Origin of the sequence: Aquabacter sediminis (assembly GCF_028863665.1) — a bacterium.
GTDB lineage: Bacteria > Pseudomonadota > Alphaproteobacteria > Rhizobiales > Xanthobacteraceae > L1I39.
Genome location: NZ_JARBFX010000006.1, coordinates 316957 through 342585, shown reverse-complemented (window position 1 = coordinate 342585; position 25629 = coordinate 316957). Strand labels below are relative to the sequence as shown.

Genomic DNA, 25629 nt, shown 5'->3' with positions numbered 1-25629 from the left:
GCATGGCGGTCCAACACGAGCGGGGGATCCGTCTCTCACCGCAATCGAGGGTGGGCGGAGCGCTCGCTTGATGACCGCCCTCTAAGGGACAGCCGTGGATGCCCGGGACAAGCCCGGGCATGACGGTCACTCAGATGGTTGGATGATCAATCCATGACCCACGCCTCTTTGTCCGCCGCCCCGCCCGCCACCCGTCCCTTCGACGTGGAGGCGGTGCGTGCCGATTTTCCCGCCCTCTCCCTCGTGGTGAACGGCCATCCGCTCACCTATCTGGACAATGCCGCCTCGGCCCAGAAGCCCCGCCAGGTGCTGGACCGCATGCGGCAGGCCTATGAGAGCGAATATTCCAACGTTCATCGCGGCCTGCACTATCTCGCCAATGCCGCCACCGAGGCCTTCGAGGCGGCGCGCGAGAGCGTGCGGGTGTTCCTGAACGCGGCCTCCCCCGACGAGATCATCTTCACCCGCTCGGGCACCGGCGCCATCAATCTCGTCGCCTCCAGCCTGGGGCAGGAGATCGGGCCGGGAGACGAGATCATCCTGTCCATCATGGAGCACCATTCCAATATCGTGCCCTGGCACTTCCTGCGGGAGCGCAAGGGTGCGGTGATCCGCTGGGCGCCGGTGCAGGAGGATGGCAGCTTCGACCTCGAGGCCTTCAAGGCGCTGCTCTCCCCGCGCACCCGCATCGTCGCCATCACCCAGATGTCCAACGTGCTGGGCACGGTGACCCCGGTGAAGGAGATCGTGCGCGCCGCCCATGCGGTGGGCGCCAAGGTGCTGGTGGATGGCTGCCAGGGCGCGGTCCACATGCCGGTGGACGTGCGGGACCTGGACGTGGATTTCTACGTGGTCACCGGCCACAAGCTCTATGGGCCCACCGGCATCGGCGCGCTCTATGGCAAGCGGGAGCTGCTGGCCGAAATGGCGCCCTATGAGGGTGGCGGCGAGATGATCCGCGAGGTGAGCGAGGACCGCGTCACCTATGCCGCCCCGCCCCACCGCTTCGAGGCCGGCACCCCGCCCATCGTGCAGGCCATCGGCCTCGGCGCGGCGCTGGACTATATGGAAGTGGTCGGCCGCCCGGCCATCGCCGCCTATGAGGCGGAACTGTCCGATTATGCCCACCAAAAGCTGGGCGCGCTCAATTCCGTGCGCATCTTCGGTACGGCGGCGGGGAAGGGGGCCATCCTCTCCTTCGAGCTGAAGGGCGCCCATCCCCATGATGTCGCCACCGTGCTGGACCGCTATGGGGTGGCGGTGCGCGCCGGCACCCATTGCGCCCAGCCCTTGCTCGCCCGATATGGGGTGACAGCCACCTGTCGCGCATCATTATCATTCTATAATACGCGTGCCGACGTGGATCGCCTTGCCGAGGCGCTCGTGAAGGCGCAGGATTTGTTCGCATGACCGATACGCTGACCAACGAAACGCCCCACGTCCCGCAGTTCCAGTCCGGCATCCCGGAAGAGGAATTGACGCGCCTGACCGATGACATCGTCGGCGCGCTCAAGACCGTCTACGATCCCGAGATCCCGGTGGACATCTACGAGCTGGGCCTCATCTACAAGGTGGACATCGCCGACGACCGCACCGTGGCCGTGGAGATGACCCTGACCACCCCCAATTGCCCCTCTGCGGCGGAACTGCCCGGCATGGTGGAAGGGGCGGTGAACACCGTGCCCGGCGTCGCCGGCGTCACCGTGGACATCACCTTCGACCCGCCGTGGGACCAGGGCCGCATGTCGGAAGAGGCCCGCGCCACGCTCAATCTGTGGTGACCCGCGCCGGCTGAGCCGGGGGCTGACCTGACGTTTTCGACGCCCGCCCTGCAGCCGCAGCGGCGGGCGTCGTGCGTTCTGAGGTGGCTCATGTCTTGAGTGGAGCGTAGCCCGCGCAAGCGGTGTCGTTGGAGCATTCGGCGGGCCGCACCCGATCCGACCGGATGGAACCGCTTCCCGTTCCATCCGGTCAGTGAATCGCCCTCTCGCCTATTGGATAGGAAAGGATCCACCCCTCACATTGAACCTCCGATGCGTTTCAACGTGATGGGACCCGGCTCTAGCCGCGCGAGGTGTGGACGTTGAACTCGTCCTGCAGGTGCGCTGCGGCCTCGATTTCCCCGAGAACGCGGTTCGCCGTATGCCCGGCGGGCAGAAGGCTGCGGATGGCGCGCCGAACGCCGGAAAACCCGCCGGGTGCCTCCCGCACCAGGGTCGCCACCACTTGCTGCTCCTCCTCCATGCGGCCGAGCGTGCGCAGGGCCAGCGCGAGGGCGATGCGGCTGACGAGGCCGGGCTTGCCGCTGAGCTGGGGTAGCACCGCTCCTGCCATCCGCGTGTCGGATGTCAGGAAGGCGGCAATGGCCAGATAGGCGTCCTGCGTGGTGCTGCGCGGTGCCCCGTGTTCGCGGGCAGCCAGGATGAGGGCCTCCCCCCGCTCTGGCTGGCCGAGGCCAATGAGAATGGCCCCCATGGAGGCCATCGTGTCGTAGTCGAGCGGATTGAGGGTGAGCGCCTTGTCCGCCGCAACGAGTGCGGTTTCTGTATCGCCCTCCAGATAGGCGGACTGGGCGAGTATGCGAGCCGCAAAGGCGCTGGTGGGGGCGAGGTCCGCCCCCATATCCGCTTCCTGGGAGATGGCTGCGAGCACAGCAGGATCGGGTTCGCGCTCCGGTTCGGCGCGCGCCTCGCTCAGCAGCAGCAGGGCCTTGAGGGAATGCACCACCCCATAGCCATTGTCATGGGCAACGAGGCGATCGATGCAGGCATGGGCTGCGGAGCGCTGGGCTCCGTCTTCGCCCTTCAGCACGCCAAAGGTCTGCGCGATGCAGGCAAAGCCGGACCCCGGCGCATCCAGCCTCGCCTGCGCGCGGGCCCGGGTGGGGAGGACGCCATGGAATTGCATCAAGGCGGTCGCCACGTCGCGCACCACCTTCTGCTCCAGATCCGCGCTTCGCTTGAGCCCGTCCATCTCGGTGGACCAGACGATGACGCCGCTGCACCGGTCCGTGAGGCGCAGCAAGAGGGACTGCGTGCCGTCGTCATGGCCTTCGGCAAGGCCACCCAGTGAAAAGACGGGGCGCGAGGGAGCGCCGCGGCATTCGCCGGCGGAGGCCTCGCCCCCGGGCGCGACCACGTCGACGAAGTCGAAGCGGGCAAAGGCATCGCGCATGCGCGCTTCCAGCGCATGGATGTCGTCGGGCGGCGGGGCGGGGTTGCCCGCCAGTTCGAAGGGCCGAACCTCTAGGATGGGCATGCCCATGCGGTCCGCGAGATCGGCGGCGCTGAGGGTGCGGTTGCCGAAGGCGATGGTAAAAGAGGAAGGCCCGCTCTCAAGGGTGGGGGAGAGAAGAGCGACCGCCGCCGCGGCGAGCGCGGCACCCGCGCCGATCAGGATCGGCCAAAGGCGGCGGCGCCGCGGCAAAAGGGGTGCCGGCGTCTCCGCAAGGGCCGGCGGGGGCGCGGCTTCCTCCGATTGGTCGGGCCTTTGCCCACGATTGCGGAAAAGGGGGACATAGGCCCCCTTGGGAATGACGATCTCGATGCCATCTCCGGCACCGGCGCCGGAATAATAGCGCTCCAGCGATCGGCGCAGGCGGGTGGCCTCTACCCTGACAATGGGATCGGACTGCGGATCGAAGGAGGTCGGGCGCCCCAGGGCTTCAACGGCAATGGTGTAGCCCTTGATCTCGTCCGCCCGGCCCGCCAACGTGGTCTCAACCACATAGCGCAGGAAATCCGCCAGACGGGGGGAGGAGACGAATTCTTCCGAGCCGAGCACCCGCGCCAATGCCGCGCGCGCCTCGTCAGGCGGGGTGCTCTGGTCCTCGGGCAGATCTGGACTCAGGGACGCATTCGTCACGTTGTTCTTCACACATTGTCTGAGCGGGCCACCACGATCGGGGGCCCCGATGCGGCACTTGACCTTAAGTCAATTCGCGGCGTTTTTCGAGCCTGTCCGTCGGGCCGGCCCCGGCGGCTGTGCGTGACGTGTTTCCTCCCGTCCCGCGCCCTGATAGCCTTCCACCACCGCGGCGATTGTGAGGCCGGTGGAATCCGCCCTGAGGGCGGCAAGGAGATAATCATGGCTTTGGATGACGTGACGGACCGGGTGGTGACGGGTGTCGTGCCGAACGATCTGGAAGCCTTCTGGATGCCGTTCACTGCAAACCGGGCTTTCAAGAAGCGTCCGCGACTGATCGCCCGCGCCAAGGATATGCACTATTACACGCCGGAGGGGAAACCCATTCTGGACGGCGTCGCCGGCCTTTGGTGCACCAATCCCGGCCACAACCGCACCGAGATCGTCGAGGCCATCCGCGCCTCCGCCTCGGAGTTGGACTTCGCGCCCACCTTCCAGTTCGGCCACCCCGCCGCCTTCACGGTGGCGAGCCGCATCGCAGCCCTGGCGCCGGCGGACCTTGACCACGTCTTCTTCTGCAATTCCGGCTCGGAGGCGGTGGATACCGCGCTGAAGATCGCGCTCGCTTACCAGAATGTGATCGGTCAGGGCTCGCGCACCCGCCTGATCGGCCGTGAGCGCGGCTATCACGGCGTGGGCTTCGGCGGGATCTCAGTGGGCGGCATCGTGCCCAACCGCAAGGCGTTCGGCACCTTGCTCACGGGCGTCGACCACCTGCCCACCACCTATGACCGCGCCCACCAGGCCTTCACCAAGGGCGAGCCGGACTATGGCGCGCACTTTGCCGACGAATTGGAGCGCATCGTCGCCCTGCACGACGCCTCCACCATCGCGGCGGTGATTGTGGAGCCCATGGCCGGCTCCACGGGCGTCATTCCCGCGCCCAAGGGCTATTTGAAGCGCCTGCGCGAGATCTGCGACAAGCACGGCATCCTGCTGATCTTCGACGAGGTCATCACCGGCTTCGGGCGCCTCGGCCATGCCTTCGCCGCCGAGCGCTATGGGGTGGTGCCGGATATCATCACCTTCGCCAAGGGGGTGACCGCCGGCGCTGTGCCAATGGGAGGCGCCATCGTGCGCGGCAAGATCCACGACGCCTTCATGAAGGGCCCGGAACACGTCATCGAGATGTTCCACGGCTACACTTATTCTGCCCATCCGCTCGCCTGCGCCGCCTCTCTGGCGACGTTGGACCTTTATGCCCGCGAGGATTTGTTCGCCCGCGCCAAGCGCCTGGAGCCCTTGTGGGCAGATGCGGTCATGAGCCTGCGCGAGAAGCCGGGCGTGGTGGACATCCGTACCGTGGGCATCACCGCCGGCATCGATCTCGCCCCCAAGGCGGGCACGCCCGGGCTGCGCGGTTATGCAACGCTGGAGACCGCCTTCCACGACCAGGGCATCATGGTGCGCTCCACCGGCGACACCATCGCGCTCACCCCGCCCCTCATCATTTCCGAGGCGCAAGTGGGCGAGCTGATCGAGAAGGTGGGCGCCGCCATCACCGCTACGGCCTGAGGCCGGCGCGTCAGGCAAAGGGGCCGGCGTGGATCCCACGCCGGCCTCTGGTTTTCAAGCGGTCCGAGGTGGCGTCAGCGCAGGCGTTCCAGCAGGGCCAGAAACAGGGCCTGTTCTTCGGGCGTCAGGGGCGACAGCGTTTCCTGGGTGATGGCCAGGGCGTTCGGGGTCGCCCGCGCCACGGTCTGCTCGCCCGCCAAGGTCAAGACGGCCACGAGCCGCCGGCCGTCCTCGGGATCGGGACGCGTCTCCACCAGTCCCCGCTTCACCAGACGATCCACCACGCCCTTGATGGTGGCGGCGTCCATGGCGGTCAGGCGGCCCAGGAGATTTTGGGAGCTTGGGCCCTTTTCCTGGAGCTTCGCCAGCGCCGCCCATTGGGTGGGGGTCAAGTCCTCGCCGATCAGGCTGCCGAAAATGGTGGTGTGCCGCTGGGAGACCTGGCGGAGAAGAAAACCCACCTGGGCGTCGAGTTGGTAGGGCGGAGCCCCGCGTGCCCTTTGACGCGCGCCCGCCTTTGTCTTCGTGCTCACTCCCCGGCCTCTTTCTCGGGCCGCCGGGTCCGAGCCCCGAGATCCCGGGATCTCAGTGCTCCGGCCGCCAGGCGTCCGTGTCATGGTGAGGGCCTCCCTCACACTGCAAGATAGGCGTCGCGAATTTCCGGATTGGCCTCCAGCTCCGCCATGGTCCCGGAAAAGCGCATCCGCCCCTTCTCGATGATGTAGGCGCGATCCGAGATCAGCTTGGCAAAATGAAGGTTCTGCTCGGAAATCACAACGCTGATGCCGTCGCGCTTCATGGTCAGGATGGCATCCGCCATCTGCTCCACGATCTTGGGGGCGAGGCCCTCCGACGGCTCGTCCAGAAGCACGAGGGACGGATTGCCCATGAGGGTGCGCCCGATGGTGAGCATCTGCTGCTCGCCCCCGCTCATATGGCCGCCCGGCCGGCGGCGCATCTCGCCGAGGTTCGGGAACAGCTTGTAGATGCGCTCGGGCGTCCAGGCGGCAACCCCTGAGCGGGGTGGCTGACGGCCCACTTCAAAATTCTCCTCCACCGTCAGCTCGGTGAAGATGCGGCGGTCCTCGGGCACATAGCCCAGTCCCCGGCGGGCGATCTCATAGGTGGGCAAGCGGGAGATGTCGGCGCCGTCGAAGCGGATCTGGCCCGAGCGGTCGGCGACCAGCCCCACCACCGAGCGGAACGTGGTGCTCTTTCCTGCGCCGTTGCGGCCCAGCAGCGCCACCACTTCGCCCGCGCCCACCTCGAAAGTCACGTCGAACAGGATATGGGCCGGGCCGTAATGGCTGTTAAGGCTGGAGACTTCGAGCTTCATGCGGCGCTCCCCTCGCGGTGGCGGGCGTCATAGAGCAGGCCCTCGCCCAGATAGATGGCACGCACCTGGGGGTCCTGGCGCACCTCGGCAGGCGTGCCGGCAGCAATCAGTTCACCCCGGTTCAGCACCATCACCCGGTCCGCATGCTCGAACACCACGTCCATGTCGTGTTCGGTGAAGAGCACGCCGATGGATTTTTCCCGCGCGATGGCGGCGGTGAGGCGCATGAGGTCCACGCGCTCCTTGGGCGCCATGCCAGCGGTGGGTTCGTCCATGAGCAGGAGGCCGGGATCGTTGGAGAGAGCCACCGCCAGTTCCAGGCGCTTCAGGTCGCCATAGGCCAGTTCCCCGCACGGCCGGTCCGCCTGGGCCTCCATGCCCACCATGGCGAGCAAGCGGTCGGCCTCGGTCCGATGGGCCGCGCCCGCATAGCCGAGCGGCGACCAGGCCCGCTTATGGAAGGACAGAAGCGCCACCTGCACGTTCTCCCGCACCGTCATGGAGGGGAAGGTGGCGGTGATCTGGAAGGTGCGGCCGACGCCCCGCCGCCACACGGCTCGCGGCGGCAGGCCGACAATGTTCTCGCCCTTGAGCCGGATGGCGCCACCATTGGGGCGGATCTGGCCGTTGAGCATGTTGAAGCAGGTGCTCTTGCCGGCGCCGTTGGGGCCGATGAGGGCGAGGATCTCGCCCGCCTCAAGCCCGAACGAGACGCCGCGCACCGCATGCACGCCGCCATAGGACTTGGCGAGCTTTTCCACTTCCAACAGACGGGTCATCGGGCCGCCTCCGCCTTTTGGGCGCCAAGGGGCGCAGTCTGCGGACCAGTTCCGTCCGGTGCCTTCGGTCGGCGGCGATGGCGCAGGTCTTCGAGGAAGCCCACGATCCCCTTCGGGAAGGCCACCACCAGCAGAACGATCACCCCGCCCAGCACCAGCTTGGACAATTCGGTCTTGCTGATGAGCCAGATGGAGAGCGCCTTGTAGACGAGCGCCCCCACCACGCCCCCCGACACCGTCTCAATGCCGCCGAGCAGCACCATGACCAGGCCATCCACCGAGATGGGAATGGCCAAATTGTCCGGGAAGACGGAGCCCTTGAGGAAGGCGAACAGGGCACCGGCAATGCCCGCGAAGGTGCCGGCCACGATGAAGGCCACCCATTGCGTGCCGTTGCGGTCGAGCCCCACCGCCTCGCTGCGCAGGGCATTGTCGCGGGCCGCGCGCAGCGAGAAGCCGAAGGGGGAGAAGACCAGGAGGCGCAGCACGCCGACGCCCAATGTCACCACCGCCAGCACCATCCAGAAGAAAGGTGCGGGGCGGGACGCCCAGCCGGCGGGCCAGATCCCGAGCATGCCATTATCGCCGCCGGTGACTTCCACCCACTGGAACGCCACGGACCAGGTGATCTGGGCGAAGGCCAGCGTCAGCATGGCGAAATAGACGCCCGACAGGCGCACACAGAACCAGCCGAACAGCACCGCCCCGACGAGGCCGAGAAACGGGCCGACCAGGAGGGCCACTTCCATGGGGGCGCCGATGAGCTTGACCATGAAAGCGGCGCCATAGGCGCCGAGGCCGAAATAGGCCGCATGGCCGAAGGAAGCGAGACCGCCCACCGTCATCAGGAAGTGCAGGCTGGCGGCGAAGAGCACGAAGATGAGGATCTCCGAGCCCACGGTCAGTGCGTAATTGCCGAGGAAGAAGGGCATGCTCGCGGCCACCAGCACCGCCGCGCCCACCGCCAGGCGCTCCGCCTGGGAGAAGGGGCGCCAGGGGCGCACGGACAGGCCGATGGCCGAGCGCTGCGGGCCTTCCGGCTTGCCGAAAAGGCCGTAGGGCCGGATCACCAGCACCACCGCCATCACCAGGAACACCAGCACCAGTGAGATCTTGGGGAAGATGAGAATGCCGAAGGCGTTCAGCTCGGACACCAGAACCGCTGCGATGAAGGCGCCGGTGACCGAGCCAAGGCCGCCGATCACCACCACCACGAACACGTCGACAATGATCCGCAAGTCCATGGAATGGTTGACCGCATCGCGCGGGATCTGGAGGGCGCCACCCAGCGCCGCCAGGAATACGCCGAGGGCGAACACGCTGGTGAACAGCCATTTCTGGTTGACGCCCAGCGCCGCCACCATGTCGCGGTCCTGGGTCGCCGCGCGCACCAGCACGCCCCAGCGGGTGCGGTGGAAGACGATCCACAGGAGGCCCAGCACGGCCGGGCCAAGCCCGATGAGCAGGAGGTCATAGGCCGGCACCATCTGGCCCATGATGTCCACCGCGCCCCGGAAGCCGGGGGCGCGGCGTCCCATGAGGTCCTCGGGGCCCCAGATCAGGATCACGATGTCCTGCACCATCAGCGTCACGCCGAAGGTGGCGAGCAATTGGAAGAGTTCCGGCGCCCGGTAGATGCGGCGCAAGAGCACGATTTCCAGGAGGGCACCCAGGACCGCAATCACGAAGGCGGCAATCACGATGCCGCCCCAGAAGCCCCAGGTTCCGGCCAGTTGCTCGGTGAGCGTATAGGCGAGATACGCCCCCAGCATGTAGAAGGCGCCGTGGGCGAAGTTCACGATCCGCGTCACGCCGAAGATGATCGACAGGCCGGAGGCGACCAGGAACAGCGAAGCTGCGCTGGCAAGACCTGTCAGGGCCTGGACGACGATGAAATCCACGGCATGGCCTTTCGTTGAGACGTCAGGTTCAGTGGGGCAAAGCGCGCCCTCGATGGACCGGGCCCATTTTCAACAGAGCCGGCCGGCGATCAGACAAAGGCCAGGGACCGGCACCCCTTTAACGTCATGCCCGGGCTTGTCCCGCGCATCGACGCTTCTCCCTGATGCCCGCACCTAGCGGAACCCCGTGGATGACCGGGACAAGCCCGGCCATGACGTGGCCATGCCCATGCGTGAGCAGAGGAGGAGTGCCGACCCGGAGGCAAGCCGGGCCGGGCGGTGCCGTCGTTTGACCTGCTTCGTCCGGTCAGTTCTGCGGACGCAGCTTCTTCACTTCCTCGTCGGAGGGCAGGTAGGCGGCGCCGTCGCGATAGACGGAATTCACCATCACGCCCTTGCCGTCCTTCACCGCCGTCTTGCCCACGAAGGCACCCAGCGTCGACTGATGGTCGATGCCACGGAAGAGGATGGGGCCGAACGGGGTGTCCAGCGACAGGCCCTCGGCGGCGGCGATCATCTTGTCGGTGTCGGTCGAGCCGGCCTTGGTGATGATGGCGGCGGCCGCCTTCATGGTCAGGTAGCCGACGATGGAGCCGAGCCGGGGATAGTCGTTGAACTTGGCCTGATAGGCCTTCAGGAAGGCGTCATGGGCCGGGGTCTTCAGGTCGTACCAGGGATAGCCGGTGACGATCCAGCCTTCGGGAGTCTCCTCCTTCAGCGGGTCGAGATATTCCGGCTCGCCGGTGAGCAGGCTCACCACCGTGCGGTCCTTGAACAGGCCGCGCGTATTGCCCTCGCGCACCAGCTTCACGAGGTCGGGGCCGAAGGTGACGTTGAAGATGGCATCGGGCTTGGCCGCAGCCACCGCCTGCACCACGGCGCCGGCGTCGATCTTGCCCTGCGGGGGCCACTGCTCGCTCACCCACTCAATGTCGGGGCGCTTGGCGGACAGGAGCTGCTTGAACACCGCCACGGCCGACTGGCCGTATTCGTAATTGGGCGCGATGGTGGCCCAGCGCTTGGCAGGGAGCTTGGCGGCCTCCTCGGCCAGCATGGCGGCCTGCATGTAGTTGGAGGGCCGCAGGCGGAAGGTGTATTTGTTGCCCTTCGCCCAGGTCATGGCATCGGTGAGCGGCTCGGCCGCCAGGAACAGGATCTTCTTCTGCGCAGCATAGTCGGCCACGGCCAGGCCGATATGGGAGAAGAAGGTCCCGGTCAGCATCACCACATTGTCGCTGGAGACCAGCTCGTTCGCCGCGGTGACGGCGTCCGCCGGCTTGCCGCCGTCATCCTTGGAGATGACCGTGAACTTCTTGCCCAGCACGCCGCCGGCCGCGTTGATCTCGTCCACCGCGAGCTGCCAGCCCTTGCGATAGGGCTCGGTGAAGGCGGGAAGGCCGGAATAGGAGTTGATCTCCCCGACCTTGATCTCCTGCGCCGTCGCCCGGCCGAGGCCGGCCGCAAGCGCAAGGGCCGCCAGTGCTACTGAAATCGACTTCTTCATGCGATCGTCCCCTCTGGTTATTCGACGTACCGCCGCTACCTTGGCGCCGAACCCGGCGCCACTCTAACGCAACCCGTCCTCTCCTTTGATGTCTTCCGCCTTCAATCCCCCGATCCGGGGGAGGGGGCGGCCGGACGTGGTCACGGCGACGGCCACCACGATCTCGTTGGCACGCGGCGCATCGGGCACGCTCACCTGCATGCCGTCGAAATGACTGCGCACATAAGCCGCATCCTTGTGGCCGAGCGGAATGTCCAGCTCGGCACCAAGCCCGCCCCGGCGCTTGGAGGAGGGGATCAGCGCCGCGCCCTTGCCCAGCACCTGGCGCACGGGCGTGCCCATCTTGGGATGGAGGAGGGCGGCGGCGTGCTCCAATTCGCCATTCTCGCCCACCAAGGCCGCCTTGCCGTAGGACTGGGCGTCGGGGCCGGCGATGCCGAGGGCGGCGACCGCCTTTTCGGCCAGCAGCCCGCCCAGTTCCTCGCCCATGGCGATGAGGGGGGAGAGGTCCTCCTCATAGCGGCCGGCAAAGGGGTTCTCGATCACGGCCACCGCCGCCGCGCGCTTGGCGGGCTGGGGTACGGGGCGACCCATCTCGGTGAGGGTTTCTTCCACCACCACCAGGATCTTGCGGATCTTCGCGCTCATCGCAGGCCGTCCTCTCCCTTGATCTTGTCGGCGGCCAGGCCCCCGACGCGGGCGTGAACCCGCGCGCCGCAGGTCATCACCAGGACGAGCACGATCTCGTCGGCCTTGGGGCCATCCGGCACACCCACTTCCATGGCGTCGAAATGGCTGCGCACATAGGAGGCGTTCACATGGGTCACGGGCACGTCGAGCCGGGTGCCGGGACCGCCCACTTTCTTGGTGGAGGGCACGATGGCCTTGGCATCGCCCAGGATCTCGCGCATGGCATAGCCGCCGGGCACGTGCCACAGCGCGCCATGCTCCAATTCGCCGGCGGCGCCGATGATGGCGCCCTTGCCATAGCCGTCCACCGCCGCCTTGTCGCCGCCCAGGGCCTTCAGGAGGTCGCCGGCCATGGCGATGCCCAGCGGAGTGAGGTCATCCATGAAGCCGGCAATGTCTTCCACATAGCGGCCGGCAAAGGGATTCTCGATCACGGTGAGGATGGCGCCGCGCTTGCGCGGCACGGCGGCCACTGGCCCGCCTTCGTGCAGGGTCTCTTCCAGGATGAGCAGGCGCTTGCGGATCTTCACGTCAGGCATGGGACGGCCCTTGTTGTTGGCGGTGCGCGAGGGAATGGCCGGCCAGGGCCGGAAGAGGGGCGTTCAAATTCAGCTCAGGGTCGGTGCCGGCGCTCTCCCCCTGGAGGTGGAGCGCGGCGGCCTGGATGAGGCCCTGGCGGACGAGGTCCTGCGCGCGAGCAAGGCCCGCCTCCAGCGCGCGGGCGCGCTCGTCAGAGGAAAGCTCAGGCACCGCGCGCGTGACGAGGCGGTCGCCCAGGTCGCTGTCGGGCTGGAGGTGAGACGCGGGCGCCCGCAGGATGCCCGGATGCCCCGGCAGGTCCACCGCATTGGCGATGATGGTGGCCGCCGCATCGGCGCCTGAGGCGGTCGAGGCCAGGATGGTCACCGCATCGGCGATGCCCAGCGAGAAGCTGCGTCCCCGCCAGCCGCTGGTGGCCACGCCGCGCACCGGCTCGGTGGCCTGGAGGAGGGCGGTGCCGACAATGCGCGGCTGGTCCGGCCGGTCCACAAGGCCGACGGTGAAGGTCGCGCCCGCCTCCAGATGGAGGGCGATGTCGCCGCCATTGTTCACATAGGCGCGGGTCAGGCCCGGCCGCACCATGGCGGCCAAGACCTCCTCCGCCACCGCGCCGGCCACTGCCGCCATGGGGGTGATGAAATGCGTGCCGGCGAAGGGCCGCACCGCCTGCCACATGCGCCGGGCCACCGTGCCCTGGAGGGGCGAGGCGTCCGGTTCGGCGGGTGACCGCAGGGCCGGCAGTTCCGCGCACAATGCGTCCAGCAGGCCGGCAAAGCGACGGGCGGCGGCGGCATAGGCCGCCTCCACCACGCCGGCCGGCCCGTCCGCCTCGATCACGAGGTCGATGGGGCCGTCCTGCAGATGCAGGCGCCGCCCATCGGCAAGCCGCGCCACCTGGGGCGCGCGCGATATGGAGGGGAGGGGGCGGGCGAGGGCCATGGTGTCACCCGTGGGAGCGCTTGGCGCCTTCGGGCGCCAGCGGCCAGGGGTTGTCGTGGAGCGGAGCCAGCGGCAGCAGCCCGTCATGGCCGCGCACGCTTTCCACCGGACGCACCTCCGCCATATGGCCGCCGAGGGCCTCATAGTCGGAGAGCTTCAGCGTGAATTCGATGGGCGCCACCAGAGCCGGGGTCGGCACATAGCCGAAGGCGTTCTCAGGAAGGCGGGTCACGTCCACCATGAAGGTGATGCCGCCGCCCGGATAGACATAGACCGGCGCGCCGCCGCTGGTGACATAGGTCAGCGCATCCTTCACCGACTTGGTGAGGCGCACCGGGTTTTCCGTGACACCGGCCCGCAGGGAACCGCCCGCGCCGGCCATGAAGAGCACGGTGGACAGAGCCGGCTCGCAATTTTCCTTCACCCGCTCCGCAGAGGCGGCCAGATCCGGCGGCAGCGGCTTCTCCACCGGCACGAGCGCCTCGTCCAGCTCGAAATAGGCGCTGTGCTCGCCGGTGGTGGAGATGAAGAAGAGGCGCAGGCCCGGCCAGGCCACCTTGGGATCGAACGGGCCGATGATGGCGAGAGGATCGGTGAGATTGGTGCCACCCCAGCCGGTGCCGGGCTCGGCCACCTGGAAATAGCGGCCGGGGGTGGAGCGGCGCCCCTTCATCTTGATGCCGGTGTCGGGAATATCCAGCAGCTTGCCGGCCTGGTGCTCGGACAGGACGCCGGTGATGTGGTCGTCCACCACCACCACCTCGTCCACCTTGCCGAGCCATTGCTTGGCGAACATGCCGATGGTGGCCGAGCCGCAGCCCACCCGCATGCGTTCTTCCACCACACCGTTGACGATGGGCGCCTTGCCAGCCTGGACCACAACGGTGGAGCCGCCATCGATGGCCAGTTCCACCGCCTTGCCATTGCACAGGTCCAGCAAGGCGTCGCAGGTGACACGGCCTTCCTTCTTGCCGCCGCCGGTGAGGTGATGAACGCCGCCGAGCGACAGCATCTGGGAGCCGTATTCGCTGGTGGTCACATGGCCCACCGCCTCGCCCTGGGCGCGCACCGTGGCCTGCTCAGGGCCGAGGTACCGATCGGTGTCGATTTTCACCTTCACGCCGCAATAGCTGAAGATGCCCTCGGTGACGACGGTCACCATGTCCACTCCCTCCACCTGGGAGGAGACGATGAAGGGGGCGGGCTTGTAGTCGGGATAGGTGGTGCCGGCGCCGATGGCGGTGACGAAGGTCTCCGGGCTGGAGAGGATCTTGCCGTCCCAGTCATCGCCCCGGCTGAAGGGCACCACCGTGCCGCCCTGGGCGAGGGTGCGGTCCAGCACCACGTGCGGATCGACGCGCACCAGTTCGCCCGCATGGTTGGCATAGCGATCGCAGGCGCCCGTCATGCCCGGCTTGATGTAGCACATGACCGGGCACGCATCGCAGCGGATCTTGGCGTCCGCCGGGCTTGGTGCAGGGGCAGTGTCGTCGCGCATGGCGGGGCTCCGGGCATGAACTGGCGCAAGCGGGCCTGCGGCTCAGTTCATATGTGTACTAATGAAAATGAACATAGGCCGCAGTGTCAAGCGCAAGGAATGGGCATGCTGCTTTAAAGGGCGGCTGTTATGTGGAATGCGGGCGGAAAGGGTCCGCCCGCACGCAAATCCCGATGCCGTCAGGCCTTCACGAGGAAGGGCACGCGGGTCGCCGGCGGCGTGTTGCGCGAGCGTTCCGTGCGCACGATGCCGTCGATAATGGTCATGCCGATGCCCGGCAGGTCGCCCAGCTGGATGCTCTCCAGGAGGTTGGTGCCGGCCGAATGCTGGGCCGTGTCCATGATGACGAAGTCGGCCGAGCGACCCACCTCAATGATGCCGCAGTCCAGCGCCCGCATGCGCGCGGTGTTGCCGGTGGCCAGGCACAAGGCCTGTTCGGCCGGCAGGTCGCCGAGGGAGGAGAGCAGCGAGACCATGCGCAGGATGCCGAGCGGCTGCACGCCGGAGCCGGCGGGCGCGTCCGTCCCGAGGATCACGCGGTGAAGGTCACCCATCTCCCGCGCGATGCGCAGGGTATAGAGCGCGGCGCGCTCATTGCCGTTGTGCACCAGTTCCAGGCCGCGCTTGCAGCCCTCGCAGATGCAGCGGATCTGCCCGTCGGGCAGCGCGGTGTGGCCGCCATTGATATGGCCGACCACGTCGGTGTCCGCCTCCAGCACCACATCCTTGTCGATGAGGCCGGAGCCGGGAATGGAAGGGCCGCCCGTGTGAATGGTGGACTGGATGCCGTATTTGCGGGCCCATCCCACCATCTTGCGGGCGGTGGGGCCGTCCTTGACGCCGCCGAGGCCCACTTCGCCCAAGAGCTTCACGCCGGCGGCGGCCAGTTCCTTGAAGTCTTCCTCCACCATCTCATGCTCGATGACGGGTGCCCCCGCATGGATCTTCACGCCGCCGGGCCGGAAGGCGGTGAAGGTGCGCTGGGCGGTGATGGCCAGGGCCTTCACCCCGATGACATCGCGGGGGCGGCCGGGATAATGCACCTCGCCCGCTGAGATCATGGTGGTGACGCCGCCATGGAGGAAGCTGTCGATCCAGTTGAGCTGCTGCTGACGGGGCGTCCAGTCGCCGGCCACGGGGTGCACATGGCTGTCGATGAGGCCGGGGGTGACCGCCGCGCCATTGGCATCCACCGTGGTGGTGGCGCCCTCGGTGTCCACGTCCTTCAGGCGCCCGATGGCGGTGATACGGCCATTCTCGGCGACGATGGTGTCCGCATCGAGGATCGGCCTTTCCAGATCACCGGACAGGAGAAGGCCGATATTGCGGATGACGAGCTTGGTGGGGCCGGTGGGACCGCCCGGGGCATCATGGGCCATATTCGGGTTCCTGGAAGGCTTGTTTTATTTGTAAGCATACGAATGTTACGCCCGGTCCCAAGGCTTGGGAAGCAGCCTCGGGAGCGGGCGTGACAAAAATTCAGCGCTCGGCGAAGGCCTTTTCCAGGACGAAGTCGCCGGCTTCCCCGTTGCTGCCTTCCTCGAAGCCGCGCGCCTCCATCATGTGGCGCAGCTGCACCATCATTTCCGGCGAGCCGCACAGCATCACCCGGTCCGTGGCCTTGTCCAGCATGGGCAGGCCCACATCCTCGAACAGCTTGCCGCTTTCGATCAGGTCGGTGATGCGGCCGCGATTGCGGAAGGGCTCGCGGGTGACGGTGGGGTAATAGATGAGCTTGTCCGAGACCTCTTCTCCGAGCAGTTCGTGGGAAGCCAGGCCGCTGACGATCTCCTCCCCATAGGCCAGCTCCGCCACCTCCCGGCAGCCATGCACCAGCACGATCTTCTCGAACCGCTCATAGGTCTCGGGATCGCGGATGAGGGCCAGAAAGGGCGCAAGGCCGGTGCCGGTGCCGAGCAGATAGAGGGTGCGGCCGGGTTTCAGATTGTCCAGCACCAGCGTGCCGGTGGCTTTTCGGCCGATGATGATGGGATCGCCCTCCACCACATGCTGGAGGCGCGAGGTCAGAGGGCCGTCGGGCACCTTGATGGAGAAGAATTCCAGCGTGTCCTCGTAATTGGGACTGACCACCGAATAGGCGCGCAGCAGCGGCCGGCCATCCACCTTCAGGCCGATCATGGTGAACTCGCCATTGCGGAAGCGGAAGCTGGGGTCCCGCGTGGTGGTGAAGCTGAACAGGCGGTCGGTCCAGTGGCGCACGCTCAGGACGCGCTCTTCCATCAAATTGCTCATGGGACTTCCGGGCAGGTTCGGGGCCGTGGCGGTAGTGTGAAAAATTGTTTGTATACTAATGAAAATGGATGCGCGCCGCCTTGTCAATTGCCTTGCCGGCCAAAGGCGGGGGCTGACCCTAGGTTTTTTGCGATGCGGGTCTCAGTGGGCTGTCTTCATGGCCCGCACTTCCCCCACCCGCGCCTCCAGGCCCTCCCAGGCGGGCGCCTCGGGGGCGAAGGTGGCCCGGATATAGCGGGCGAGCGCCGCTACCTGGGTGTCGTCCAGCGCGTCGCGGAAGGCGGGCATGTCGCCCAGATCGCGGGCGGCGGGGGAGGGGATGCCGTCGAGGATCACCCGGATGAGATTGTCCGGTCGGGCCGCGTGCACATTGGTGTTGAGGGAGAGCGCCGGGCGCACGCCGAACAAGGTCGGCCCCTCCTGGGCATGGCAGGCGGCGCAGGCGCCCTCATAGAGCTTGCCGCCCAGCGTATCGAGGGGGCGAAGACGGGCCTGCGCCTGCGCTTCCAGCTCCGCCGCCCGCGCCGCCGGCTCGGCCGCCGCCGGGCCGGAGAAGGAGGAAAGATAGGTGGCCATGGCGCGGATGTCGGCGTCGGGAAGGTGAGCCAATTCCTGCACCACCGGCGCCATGGGGCCGGCCGCTGTGCCGTGGAAACGGGAGAAGCCCGTGCGCAGATAGGAGAAGAGCTCGTCCTGCGTCCAAGGAATGGGCGCGGCGGACAGGCTTGTGAGAGCGGGTGCCTCCCAGCCATCCGCCCATCCGCCGGACAGGTGCGCGGCGCCCGTTTTCTCGGCGCCCAGTGCGTTGCGCGGCGTGTGGCAGGCGCCGCAATGACCGAGGCCCTCCACCAGATAGCGCCCGCGATTCCATTGGGGGGCTTGCGTCGGGTCCGCTTCCAATTGGCCGGGCTTCAGGAACAGCGCGTTCCATCCCGCCATGAGCGGGCGGATGTTGAGCGGCGCCATCATGCGCGCCTCAGGCGTCGGCGCACTCACCGCCGGCTGCGACATGAAATAGGCGTAGAGGGCTTGGAGGTCTGTGTCCGAGGTCTTGGTGAAGGAGGGGTAGGGGAAGGCGGGGTAGAGATGCCGCCCATCCCGCGAGATGCCTTCGCGCATGGCCCGCTCGAAGGCGGCATAGGACCAGCGGCCGAGGCCCGTCTCCGGGTCGGGCGTGAGATTGGTGGAATAGACCGTGCCGAACGGCGTCTCCAGCGCCCGCCCGCCGGCATTCTCCACCCCGCCGGGCACGGTGTGGCAGACCGCGCAGGCGCCCACCGCCGCCAATTGCCGGCCACGCGCGATCATGTCGGCGGAGAAGGAGGCCGGATCGGGGGGCGTGATGGGGGCGATGGTACCGCGCAGGGGCAGGGCGATGGCGGCCATGCCGAGGGCGCCGGCCAGCGTCGCGCCGGCCAGCGCGAACCATTTGCGCTTGGCCTTTTCCGGCCGGGTGGGCTTCGGAGGCGGCTCGCCCGCAAGCGCGGCGCGCACCTTGTCCGGTGTGAAGGGCGGCTCGCGCAGGCGCACGCCAGTGGCATCGAAGATGGCATTGGCGATGGCGGCGGCGGAGGGGACCGAGGCGGATTCCCCGCTCCCGAGCGGCGGGTCGTCCGGCCGTGGCATCAGCACCACATTGATGACCGGTACCTCGGGGAAGGTGAGGATGGGATAGGCGCCCCATTCCCGGCTGGTCACCGCCGTCTCGCCGAAGGCCACCTCTTCCTTCAGCGCCCGGCTGGTGGACTGGATGACATTGCCGTGGATCTGGTGCTCGATGCCCGCCGGGTTGATCATGAGCCCGGAATCCTGGCCCACCGTCACCTTGCGCACGGCCACATCGCCGGTGGTGGTGTTCACCTCCACGTCCGCCACCCAGGCGGACCAGGCGGCGCCGTAGCCGGGAAACTTGGAATGCACATAGAGCGCATAGGCAAAGCCTTGCCCGCGCACGATGTCACCCTCCACCGCCTCGCGGCGTGGCCCGGTGCGATGGACCCAGCCGGCGCGGTCCGCCACCTCCTTCACCAGGTCGACGGCGCGCGGGTCGTGCAGGTGGCGCAGGCGATATTCCACCGGATCGACGCCAGCCTCGGCGGCCAGTTCGTCGATATAGCTTTCATGGGCGAAGGAATTGGGCAGCGCCGAGACGCCCCGCAGCCAGGCTGCCCGCACGATGGGCGCCATGTCATGGACCACCACGCGCATATGGCCGTAGTCATAGGGCGGGATGGCGGTGCGGTCGCCCATCTCGAAGACGGGATTGTTCGCGGGGACACGACCGGTGAGCAGCAGCGCCAAGGTGACGGCCGCGTTGGAAGGGTAGCGGGTGGAGAAGTCGTAGGCGGCCGGCGTTCCGTCCGCATTCAGCCCGCCGCTCACCTCCATGAGCTGGGCCGCGCCCTTGGGCTCCCAGGCATGTTCTTGCTCGCGGGTGAGCTGCACCCGCACCGGCCGCCCCACCGCGCGGGAAAGCAAGGCCGCATCGGCCGCCACGTCGTCGGCGCAATTGCGCCCGTAGCAGCCGGCCGCCTCGAAGCGGATGATCTCGATGTCAGGTTCGGGCAGGCCCAGGAGATGCGCGATGTCGGCACGCAGCGGATAGGGGTTCTGCGTGCCCGCCCAGATGGTGGCACCGTGCGTGCCCACGTGCGCCACGGCGCACGACGGGCCGATGGAGGCATGCATCTGGTAGGGCCAGGCATAGGTCCGGTCCATGGGCCGGGCAGCGGCGGCGCGGGCGGTGTCCACGTCGCCCCGGTCGAGGAGCAGGCGGGGTGTGCTGGGATTGGCGCGCAGCGCCTGCGTCACGTCTGAGAGGTCCGGCAAAGGCGGGGTGGGCTTCCAGTGCACCACCAGTTCGCGGGCGGCTTGGGCGGCCTGTTCTTCCCGTTCGGCGACCACGCCGATGAAGTCACCCATGGTGACCACCGCCACCACACCGGGAATGTGGGCGATGGAGGCCTCCTCTACCTTCAGGAGGCTGGTGCCGATGAAGTCGCCCGCGTCGAGCCCCGCATAAGGTGGGCGCACCACGCGCCCATGGAGCATTCCGGGCACGCGCACGTCATGCACATAAGTAAATTGACCGAGCGCCTTGGCGGGGATGTCCACGCGGGGCACCCGCTGGCCGATAATGCGGTGCTCCGAGACGGGCTTCAGCGCCACCGCATCCGCCAGCATCAGCCGTTCGGTGCGGCCTGAAAGCAGCGCGGCGTAGGACAGGCCCGCATTTCCGCCGGCCTTGGGATGGACGATGCCCTCGGTGACAGTGAGGTCCTCCGGCGGCAGGTCCAGCGCCTGCGCGGCCAGCGCGACCAGGTGATGGCGCGCCTGCGCAGCGGCGCGGCGCAGCGGCGCGGCGGAGACCTGGATGGTGTCGCTGGCGATGGTCGCGCCCTGGTTGGGCGTGCCTCCGGTATGGCCGAGCACCATGGTGACGCGATCCAACGGCACGTCGAGTTCTTCGGCCACCATCTGGGCGAGCGCGGTGCGGATGCCGGTGCCGAGATCCACATGGCCGTTGAAAGCGAGGATGCGACCCGTCTCGTCCAGGAACAGGAAGAGGTCGAGGGCGCCCTCGGCCGGCGCCGCTGTGCGCACCAGCCCGCCAACCACCTGCGCCGGGCGAAGCACCGCCAGGGTGCCCGGGCGGGAGAGCAGGTCCTTGGGGTCGGCGAGGGGCTCGGTTACGGCGCCGTTCATGGCGCGGTTCCTGCGTCGGCAAGGCTTTCCGCCGCCAGGAGGACGGCCTTGAGGATCTCCACGTGGGTGCCGCACCGGCACAGATTGTGCCGCAGCGCCTCGCGCGCCTGGGTCTCTGTGGGGTGTGGGGTGCGGGCGAGAAAGGCGACGGTGGTCATGATCATGCCGTTGAGGCAATAGCCGCACTGGGCCGCCTGCGCGGCGATAAAGGCCGCCTGAACCGGATGGGGCGCCTCGGCCGAGCCGAGGCCTTCCAGGGTGACGATCTGCCGGCCCTCGGCGCTGGCGAGGCGGGTGACGCAGGCTCGGGTGGCGATGCCATCCATCAGCACCGTGCAAGCCCCGCATTCGCCGAGGCCGCAGCCGAACTTCGGGCCGTTCAGTCTGAGGTCGTTGCGCAGCACGTAAAGAAGAGGGGTTTCGCCCGGCAAGGCGAACGCATGCTCGGTGCCGTTCACCGTCAACGTTACCGGAGCGGGCATGCCCTGGCCCCAAACGCGGCACGACACTGCTGCTGCCGCGCATGCCGGCGCGCAGCATCCTTCCGATGGAATGACATGCTCCGCCCCTCTGGTTTTCGGCGGTTCGGAAAGTCGCGAAATGCTTCCCGTGGTTTAGATTGTTTCTATACGAACGATTCTTGTCAAGCGCGCCACGGCCCGGCAGGCTGCCTGGAAGATCTCGGGGTTGTCGGGGGGGTGCGCGGCCGGCCGGCTCAGGCTGGAGCCGGGAGGCCAGCCTGTTCCTCGGCATTGTTCTGCGCCGCGCGCCACTTGCGCTCCAGGCGCGCGATGAAGGCTTTGGGCTTGCGGTGGAAGAGCCGTCCATGGGCTCGCTTGGCCTGCCGCACCAGATGGGCCTGCTGCCCCTTGCCCGCCTCGGCAAGCCGGGCGAGGAGCGAGGGCGGAACGGCATCCGGGTCGTCCTCCCGGACGCGCTCCATCACGGCCCCGAGCGCCTCGATATCCTGGCATGTGCCGAGGACTTCCCGCAAATCCTGCACCTTCTGGGCCCGGTTGAGACCCACGCCGCCATGGAGCTTGGCGAAGAAGGACATCTGGTAGCGGTGGGTGACCACGCGCTTGCGCAGGTCATGAATGTGCTCGGGGGTGTCCCAGCGCCCGGCGGCCCGGGCGCGGGCATAGCCGCGGCGCAGGCCGTGCATCAGATTGGCATCGAGAATCTGCTGGTCGAGAACCGCGGCATGAAGCGCCCGGGCATCGCGGACCCACTGCATGAGGCCCGCCAAGCCTGAGGTGGCAGTGTCAGAAGCGGTCTCGTCGTTTCCGATGGCCGGCAGCAGCCTGTCCATCTCCGGCGCACCCAGCCGTCCGGCATTGTGCAAAACCGCCAGCGCATCTCGCGCCGCCTGCCGGTCGCGGGTCGCTGACAGGGCACGTGCGGCGGCGCCTGCGGCGCGTCGCGCCTGCCGGGCCTGCGCGCTGTCCACGAGCCGGAGCAAGGCGCGATACTCCTTCACCGCCTTGCGTACGTCATGGATGCCGCTGGCGCTCGCGCCTTCCGACAATGTCCGCTCCAGCTTTCGCAAGGTCCGGCTGATGCGCGCCACCAAAGCAAGGCTCGCATTGGGCGGAGCGGGAGCATCTCCAGCCGAGGGGCTGAGTGCGGCGGGCGAAGGAGTGGGGCTCTGGCTCATGGCGGGCAGTCTTGCATAAACCGCTTGTCCCGTCTGCATTTGGGCGAGGTTCGGCCGCTCGTCCCGCATCAAAAGAAGTTCAAATTAAAATAACTAAAAACTGGAACTGCCACCAGTTTATCATATGTCTAATTCGTATCTTTGTGTTGCTTATTGATGTTCGAGAAACGTTTCGCATAGAAGGGAAATAGGGCGACGTTACGACAAGCCATTCCATATTTTATATTGCGACGGAGTTTGGGGATGGGTTCGGCTGGATTTTCTGGAGGCATCCGCGCTTCCAAGCATGCGGATGCAGGCCGTTTGGGCCTATTGGGACCCCTTCAATTGGGCGTTGGCATGGCTTCAGCCATGGCCGGCCCCGCTTTGGCCCAGCAGGCGAGCCCTGCTGGCGAGATCGAATTGCCCACCGTGCAGGTGCAGACGGACACAGGTGGCTACGTGGCCACGTCCACCGGCATCACGCGCTTGCCGGTGCCGCTCTTCGACATGCCGCAGCAGGTGAATGTGGTCACCCAGGAGGTGATCCGCGAAGAGAATGCCACCACGCTGGAGCAGGCGCTCCGCAACATTTCCGGCATCACCTTCTCGGCCGGCGAGGGTGGCACCCAGGGCGATGCGCCGATCATCCGCGGCTTCTCCGCCCGCGGCGACATCTTCCGGGACGGCATTCGGGACACCGGCTGGTACACCCGCGACATGTTCAACATCGAGGCGGTGGAGGTCTTCATGGGGCCGTCCTCCTTCGCCTTCGGGCGCGGGTCCACGGGCGGCGTCATCAACATGGTGTCCAAGTTGCCCAAGAACGCCACCTTCGTGGAGGCGGACGTCACCGGCTATACCAGCCAGGGCTGGCGGGCGACGCTCGATGCCAACGGCAAGTACAACGACAATGTCTATGCCCGCATCAATGTGATGGCGCAGGATGTCGACACTGCCGACCGCAACAATGTGAACGCCAGCCGCTGGGGCGTGGCGCCCTCGCTCACTGTCAATCTGAGCGACAAGACCACGCTCACCGCCTCCTATTATTACCAGCACGAAGACAGCGTGCCGGACTATGGTGTGCCCTACCTGCCGCAGCCGACCCTGAGCTCCAATCCCGCCACCTTCGGGCAGCCGGTCGGCGGCTATTACGGCAACGGCCAGGCGACGCCGCCGGTGCCGGTCAATCGCAGCAATTGGTATGGCGTGACCAACGGGCCCTTCCGGGACCGCCTGCTCACCGACACCAATATGGCGACGCTCATCATCGAGCATGAGCTCAATGACTTCGTCACCTTGAGCAATAGCACGCGCTACACGTCGAACGACCGCAACGCCACGGTGACGGCACCCCGGAGCCTTGGCCCGGCCAACAACACCGCCTTCGCCAGCCCGTTGCCGGCCGCCTATTACAACTATCCCGTCAATGCCATGACCATTGGCATGCAACGCTTCAACACCGTCACCGACAACACCCAGCTCACCAACCTCACGGACATGGTGGCGAAGTTCAAATGGGGGGCGTTCGAGCACACGCTCAATGCGGGAATTGAGCTGACCAAGGAAACCCGCGAACAGTGGCGCACCAATCTGTGCAGCCCGACGGCCGCCGTCTGCCGCACCTCGCTGGCCTATCCAAACAATGTGTCCCTGACCGGCGGCGTGGGCGGTTTCGCGACTTACCTGCCGTCCAACAACAATACCGACATGACGGATGTCGCCTTCTATGCGGGCGATCAGATCAAGATCAACGACCAGTGGCAGGTCATGGGTGGTGTCCGCTGGGACATTGCCGACACCACCTATAACGCCTTCACCAATGCGGGCGTCACCTCGGCGCTCCAGAGTGATGAGAGCCTGTTCAACTATCGGCTTGGCGTGGTCTACAGCCCCATCAAGACCGTCAATCTCTATGTGACCTACGGCACCTCCTCCAACCCCTCCTCGGAATATGGCGTGCTGGAGACTGGCACGGTCACCCTGGCTCCCGAGAGCAACAATACGCTGGAAGCCGGCGTGAAGGCGGAAGTGCTGGACGGGCGCGTGACCCTCACCGGCGCCGTCTTCCGCACCATGAAGACCAATACCCGCGTGCCCACCGATCCCGCCGCCGGCCTGCCGCCGACAGTGCTGGGTGGAGAGCAGCGGGTGCAGGGCATTTCTCTCAGTGCGGGCGGGGCCATCACGCAGCAGTGGAACCTGACGGCGAGCTACACCTATCTCCAGTCGGAGATCCTGTCGGTGGGCTCCAACCCCACCATCGCCAGCCTCCAGACGGTGGGCAAGGAATTGCCGAACACCCCGCCCAACTCCTTCTCGCTCTGGACCACTTACGACATCACGCCCCAGCTGACCGTCGGTGGCGGCATCACCTATGCGGACGACACCTTCGCCAATGCCAATAATACAGTCTATGTGCCGTCCTATTGGAACTTCGATGCCATGGCGAGCTATCAGGTCTCGAAGAACCTTCAGCTCCAGCTCAACGTCTACAACCTGACCAACGAGCTGTACTACGCGCAATATTATGGTGGTCATGCGGTTCCGGCGGCCGGGCGCTATGCCTCGCTGACGGCGCGCGCCACCTTCTGAGCGCCCTCCTCAAAGTCTTGCCCGCGCCGGTCCCCCGGCGCGGGCTTTGCCGTTTCGGATGCCCTGCCATGATGATCCACATTCCCAACGTGCTGAGCCGTGAGCAGGTGGCGCGCTGTCGCCAAGTGATGGACCGGGCCGCCTGGGCTGATGGCCGCGTGACCGCCGGCTTCCAGTCGAGCGCGGTGAAGCGCAACCTCCAGCTTCCCGATGGCGGGCCGGAGGCGGCGGAACTGGGCGACATGGTGCTCACCGCGCTGGAGCGCTCGCCGCTCTTCATGTCGGCGGTGCTGCCGCGCCGCGTCCTGCCGCCCATGTTCAACCGCTATGAGGAGGGCATGACCTTCGGCTCCCACGTGGACAATGCCATCCGCACCCTGCGCGGCACCGGCGAGCGCATGCGCACGGATGTCTCCACCACGCTCTTCCTCTCCGACCCGGAGGAATATGAGGGCGGCGAACTGGTGGTGGAGGACACCTATGGCACCCATGCGGTGAAGCTGCCGGCGGGGGATGCCATCATCTATCCTGCCACCTCGCTCCACCATGTGACGCCGGTGACACGGGGCGCACGGGTGGCCTCCTTCTTCTGGACGCAGAGCCTCGTGCGGGACGTGACGCGGCGGGCGCTGCTGTTCGATATGGACATGGCGATCATCCGCCTGAACCACGACGTTCCGAACCATCCCTCAGCGGTGCAGTTGACGGGCGTCTATCACAACCTCCTGCGCCAGTGGTCGGAGGTTTAAAGCCGGCTGAGCGTGAGGCGGCGTAGAGGTTTTCGGGTGATCGGCCAAAAAAACCTCCCGCT

The 25629-nt window shown here is 67.1% G+C and carries 20 protein-coding genes; 5 read left to right on the top strand and 15 right to left on the bottom strand.

The window, feature by feature from the left end; genetic code table 11:
• Positions 1-153 precede the first annotated feature (153 nt).
• A complete protein-coding gene (locus PV781_RS14985; RefSeq protein WP_274776428.1) occupies positions 154-1410 on the top strand; it encodes a cysteine desulfurase in 1257 nt (418 codons plus the stop codon).
• The gene (locus PV781_RS14980; RefSeq protein WP_209102379.1) at positions 1407-1781 is read left to right on the top strand and encodes an SUF system Fe-S cluster assembly protein; all 375 of its coding nucleotides are present in this window, start codon (positions 1407-1409) and stop codon (positions 1779-1781) included. The genes PV781_RS14985 and PV781_RS14980 overlap by 4 nt, the downstream gene beginning before the upstream one ends.
• A 280-nt stretch (positions 1782-2061) precedes the next feature.
• Here the strand turns inward: PV781_RS14980 and PV781_RS14975 are convergent, their stop codons facing one another.
• Complete coding sequence (locus tag PV781_RS14975; RefSeq protein WP_274776427.1) at positions 2062-3864, bottom strand: tetratricopeptide repeat protein; 1803 nt, start codon at positions 3862-3864, stop codon at positions 2062-2064.
• Positions 3865-4086: 222 nt separating this feature from the next.
• On the opposite strand from PV781_RS14975, the gene aptA reads away from it, so the two are divergent.
• Positions 4087-5439 (top strand): omega-aminotransferase AptA, encoded by a 1353-nt coding sequence (aptA, locus tag PV781_RS14970; RefSeq protein ID WP_274776426.1) that lies wholly within the window; start codon positions 4087-4089, stop codon positions 5437-5439.
• Between the two features lie 74 nt (positions 5440-5513).
• Here aptA and PV781_RS14965 read toward each other — a convergent pair whose 3' ends face one another.
• The 14 genes from PV781_RS14965 to PV781_RS14900 all read right to left on the bottom strand — a co-directional run bounded on the left by PV781_RS14965 (position 5514) and on the right by PV781_RS14900 (position 22241).
• On the bottom strand, positions 5514-5972 hold the full coding sequence (locus PV781_RS14965) for a MarR family winged helix-turn-helix transcriptional regulator (RefSeq protein WP_274776425.1): 459 nt from the start codon (positions 5970-5972) through the stop codon (positions 5514-5516).
• 98 nt (positions 5973-6070) lie between these two features.
• On the bottom strand, positions 6071-6775 hold the full coding sequence (locus tag PV781_RS14960; RefSeq protein ID WP_274776424.1) for an ABC transporter ATP-binding protein: 705 nt from the start codon (positions 6773-6775) through the stop codon (positions 6071-6073).
• Positions 6772-7554, bottom strand: coding sequence for an ABC transporter ATP-binding protein (locus tag PV781_RS14955; protein WP_274776423.1), 783 nt, complete (start codon positions 7552-7554; stop codon positions 6772-6774). The genes PV781_RS14960 and PV781_RS14955 overlap by 4 nt, the downstream gene beginning before the upstream one ends.
• Positions 7551-9455: an ABC transporter permease gene (locus tag PV781_RS14950; protein WP_274776422.1), complete on the bottom strand. Its 1905-nt coding sequence runs from the start codon at positions 9453-9455 to the stop codon at positions 7551-7553. The genes PV781_RS14955 and PV781_RS14950 overlap by 4 nt, the downstream gene beginning before the upstream one ends.
• A 307-nt stretch (positions 9456-9762) precedes the next feature.
• The gene (locus PV781_RS14945) at positions 9763-10959 is read right to left on the bottom strand and encodes an ABC transporter substrate-binding protein (RefSeq protein ID WP_274776421.1); all 1197 of its coding nucleotides are present in this window, start codon (positions 10957-10959) and stop codon (positions 9763-9765) included.
• 63 nt (positions 10960-11022) lie between these two features.
• Positions 11023-11607, bottom strand: coding sequence for an amino acid synthesis family protein (locus PV781_RS14940; RefSeq protein ID WP_274776420.1), 585 nt, complete (start codon positions 11605-11607; stop codon positions 11023-11025).
• The gene (locus PV781_RS14935) at positions 11604-12188 is read right to left on the bottom strand and encodes an amino acid synthesis family protein (protein ID WP_274776419.1); all 585 of its coding nucleotides are present in this window, start codon (positions 12186-12188) and stop codon (positions 11604-11606) included. Before PV781_RS14935 ends, PV781_RS14940 begins: the two co-directional genes overlap by 4 nt.
• Positions 12181-13101, bottom strand: a complete 921-nt coding sequence (locus PV781_RS14930; protein WP_274776497.1) for a UPF0280 family protein — start codon at positions 13099-13101, stop codon at positions 12181-12183. The genes PV781_RS14935 and PV781_RS14930 overlap by 8 nt, the downstream gene beginning before the upstream one ends.
• Before the next feature lie 31 nt (positions 13102-13132).
• On the bottom strand, positions 13133-14626 hold the full coding sequence (locus PV781_RS14925; protein ID WP_274776418.1) for a 6-hydroxynicotinate reductase: 1494 nt from the start codon (positions 14624-14626) through the stop codon (positions 13133-13135).
• Positions 14627-14805: 179 nt separating this feature from the next.
• The gene (locus tag PV781_RS14920) at positions 14806-16005 is read right to left on the bottom strand and encodes an amidohydrolase family protein (RefSeq protein WP_274776417.1); all 1200 of its coding nucleotides are present in this window, start codon (positions 16003-16005) and stop codon (positions 14806-14808) included.
• Positions 16006-16105: 100 nt separating this feature from the next.
• On the bottom strand, positions 16106-16879 hold the full coding sequence (locus PV781_RS14915) for a ferredoxin--NADP reductase (RefSeq protein ID WP_274776416.1): 774 nt from the start codon (positions 16877-16879) through the stop codon (positions 16106-16108).
• 141 nt (positions 16880-17020) lie between these two features.
• Complete coding sequence (locus tag PV781_RS14910) at positions 17021-20584, bottom strand: molybdopterin cofactor-binding domain-containing protein (protein WP_274776415.1); 3564 nt, start codon at positions 20582-20584, stop codon at positions 17021-17023.
• On the bottom strand, positions 20581-21066 hold the full coding sequence (locus PV781_RS14905; protein ID WP_274776414.1) for a (2Fe-2S)-binding protein: 486 nt from the start codon (positions 21064-21066) through the stop codon (positions 20581-20583). The genes PV781_RS14910 and PV781_RS14905 overlap by 4 nt, the downstream gene beginning before the upstream one ends.
• 233 nt (positions 21067-21299) lie before the next feature.
• Positions 21300-22241, bottom strand: coding sequence for a CHAD domain-containing protein (locus PV781_RS14900; RefSeq protein ID WP_274776413.1), 942 nt, complete (start codon positions 22239-22241; stop codon positions 21300-21302).
• A 339-nt stretch (positions 22242-22580) separates the two neighbouring features.
• Between PV781_RS14900 and PV781_RS14895 the strand changes: the two genes are divergently transcribed.
• Both PV781_RS14895 and PV781_RS14890 read left to right on the top strand, forming a co-directional pair.
• Positions 22581-24818: a TonB-dependent receptor gene (locus tag PV781_RS14895; RefSeq protein ID WP_274776412.1), complete on the top strand. Its 2238-nt coding sequence runs from the start codon at positions 22581-22583 to the stop codon at positions 24816-24818.
• A gap of 68 nt (positions 24819-24886) precedes the next feature.
• The gene (locus PV781_RS14890; RefSeq protein WP_274776411.1) at positions 24887-25567 is read left to right on the top strand and encodes a Fe2+-dependent dioxygenase; all 681 of its coding nucleotides are present in this window, start codon (positions 24887-24889) and stop codon (positions 25565-25567) included.
• Positions 25568-25629 lie beyond the last annotated feature (62 nt).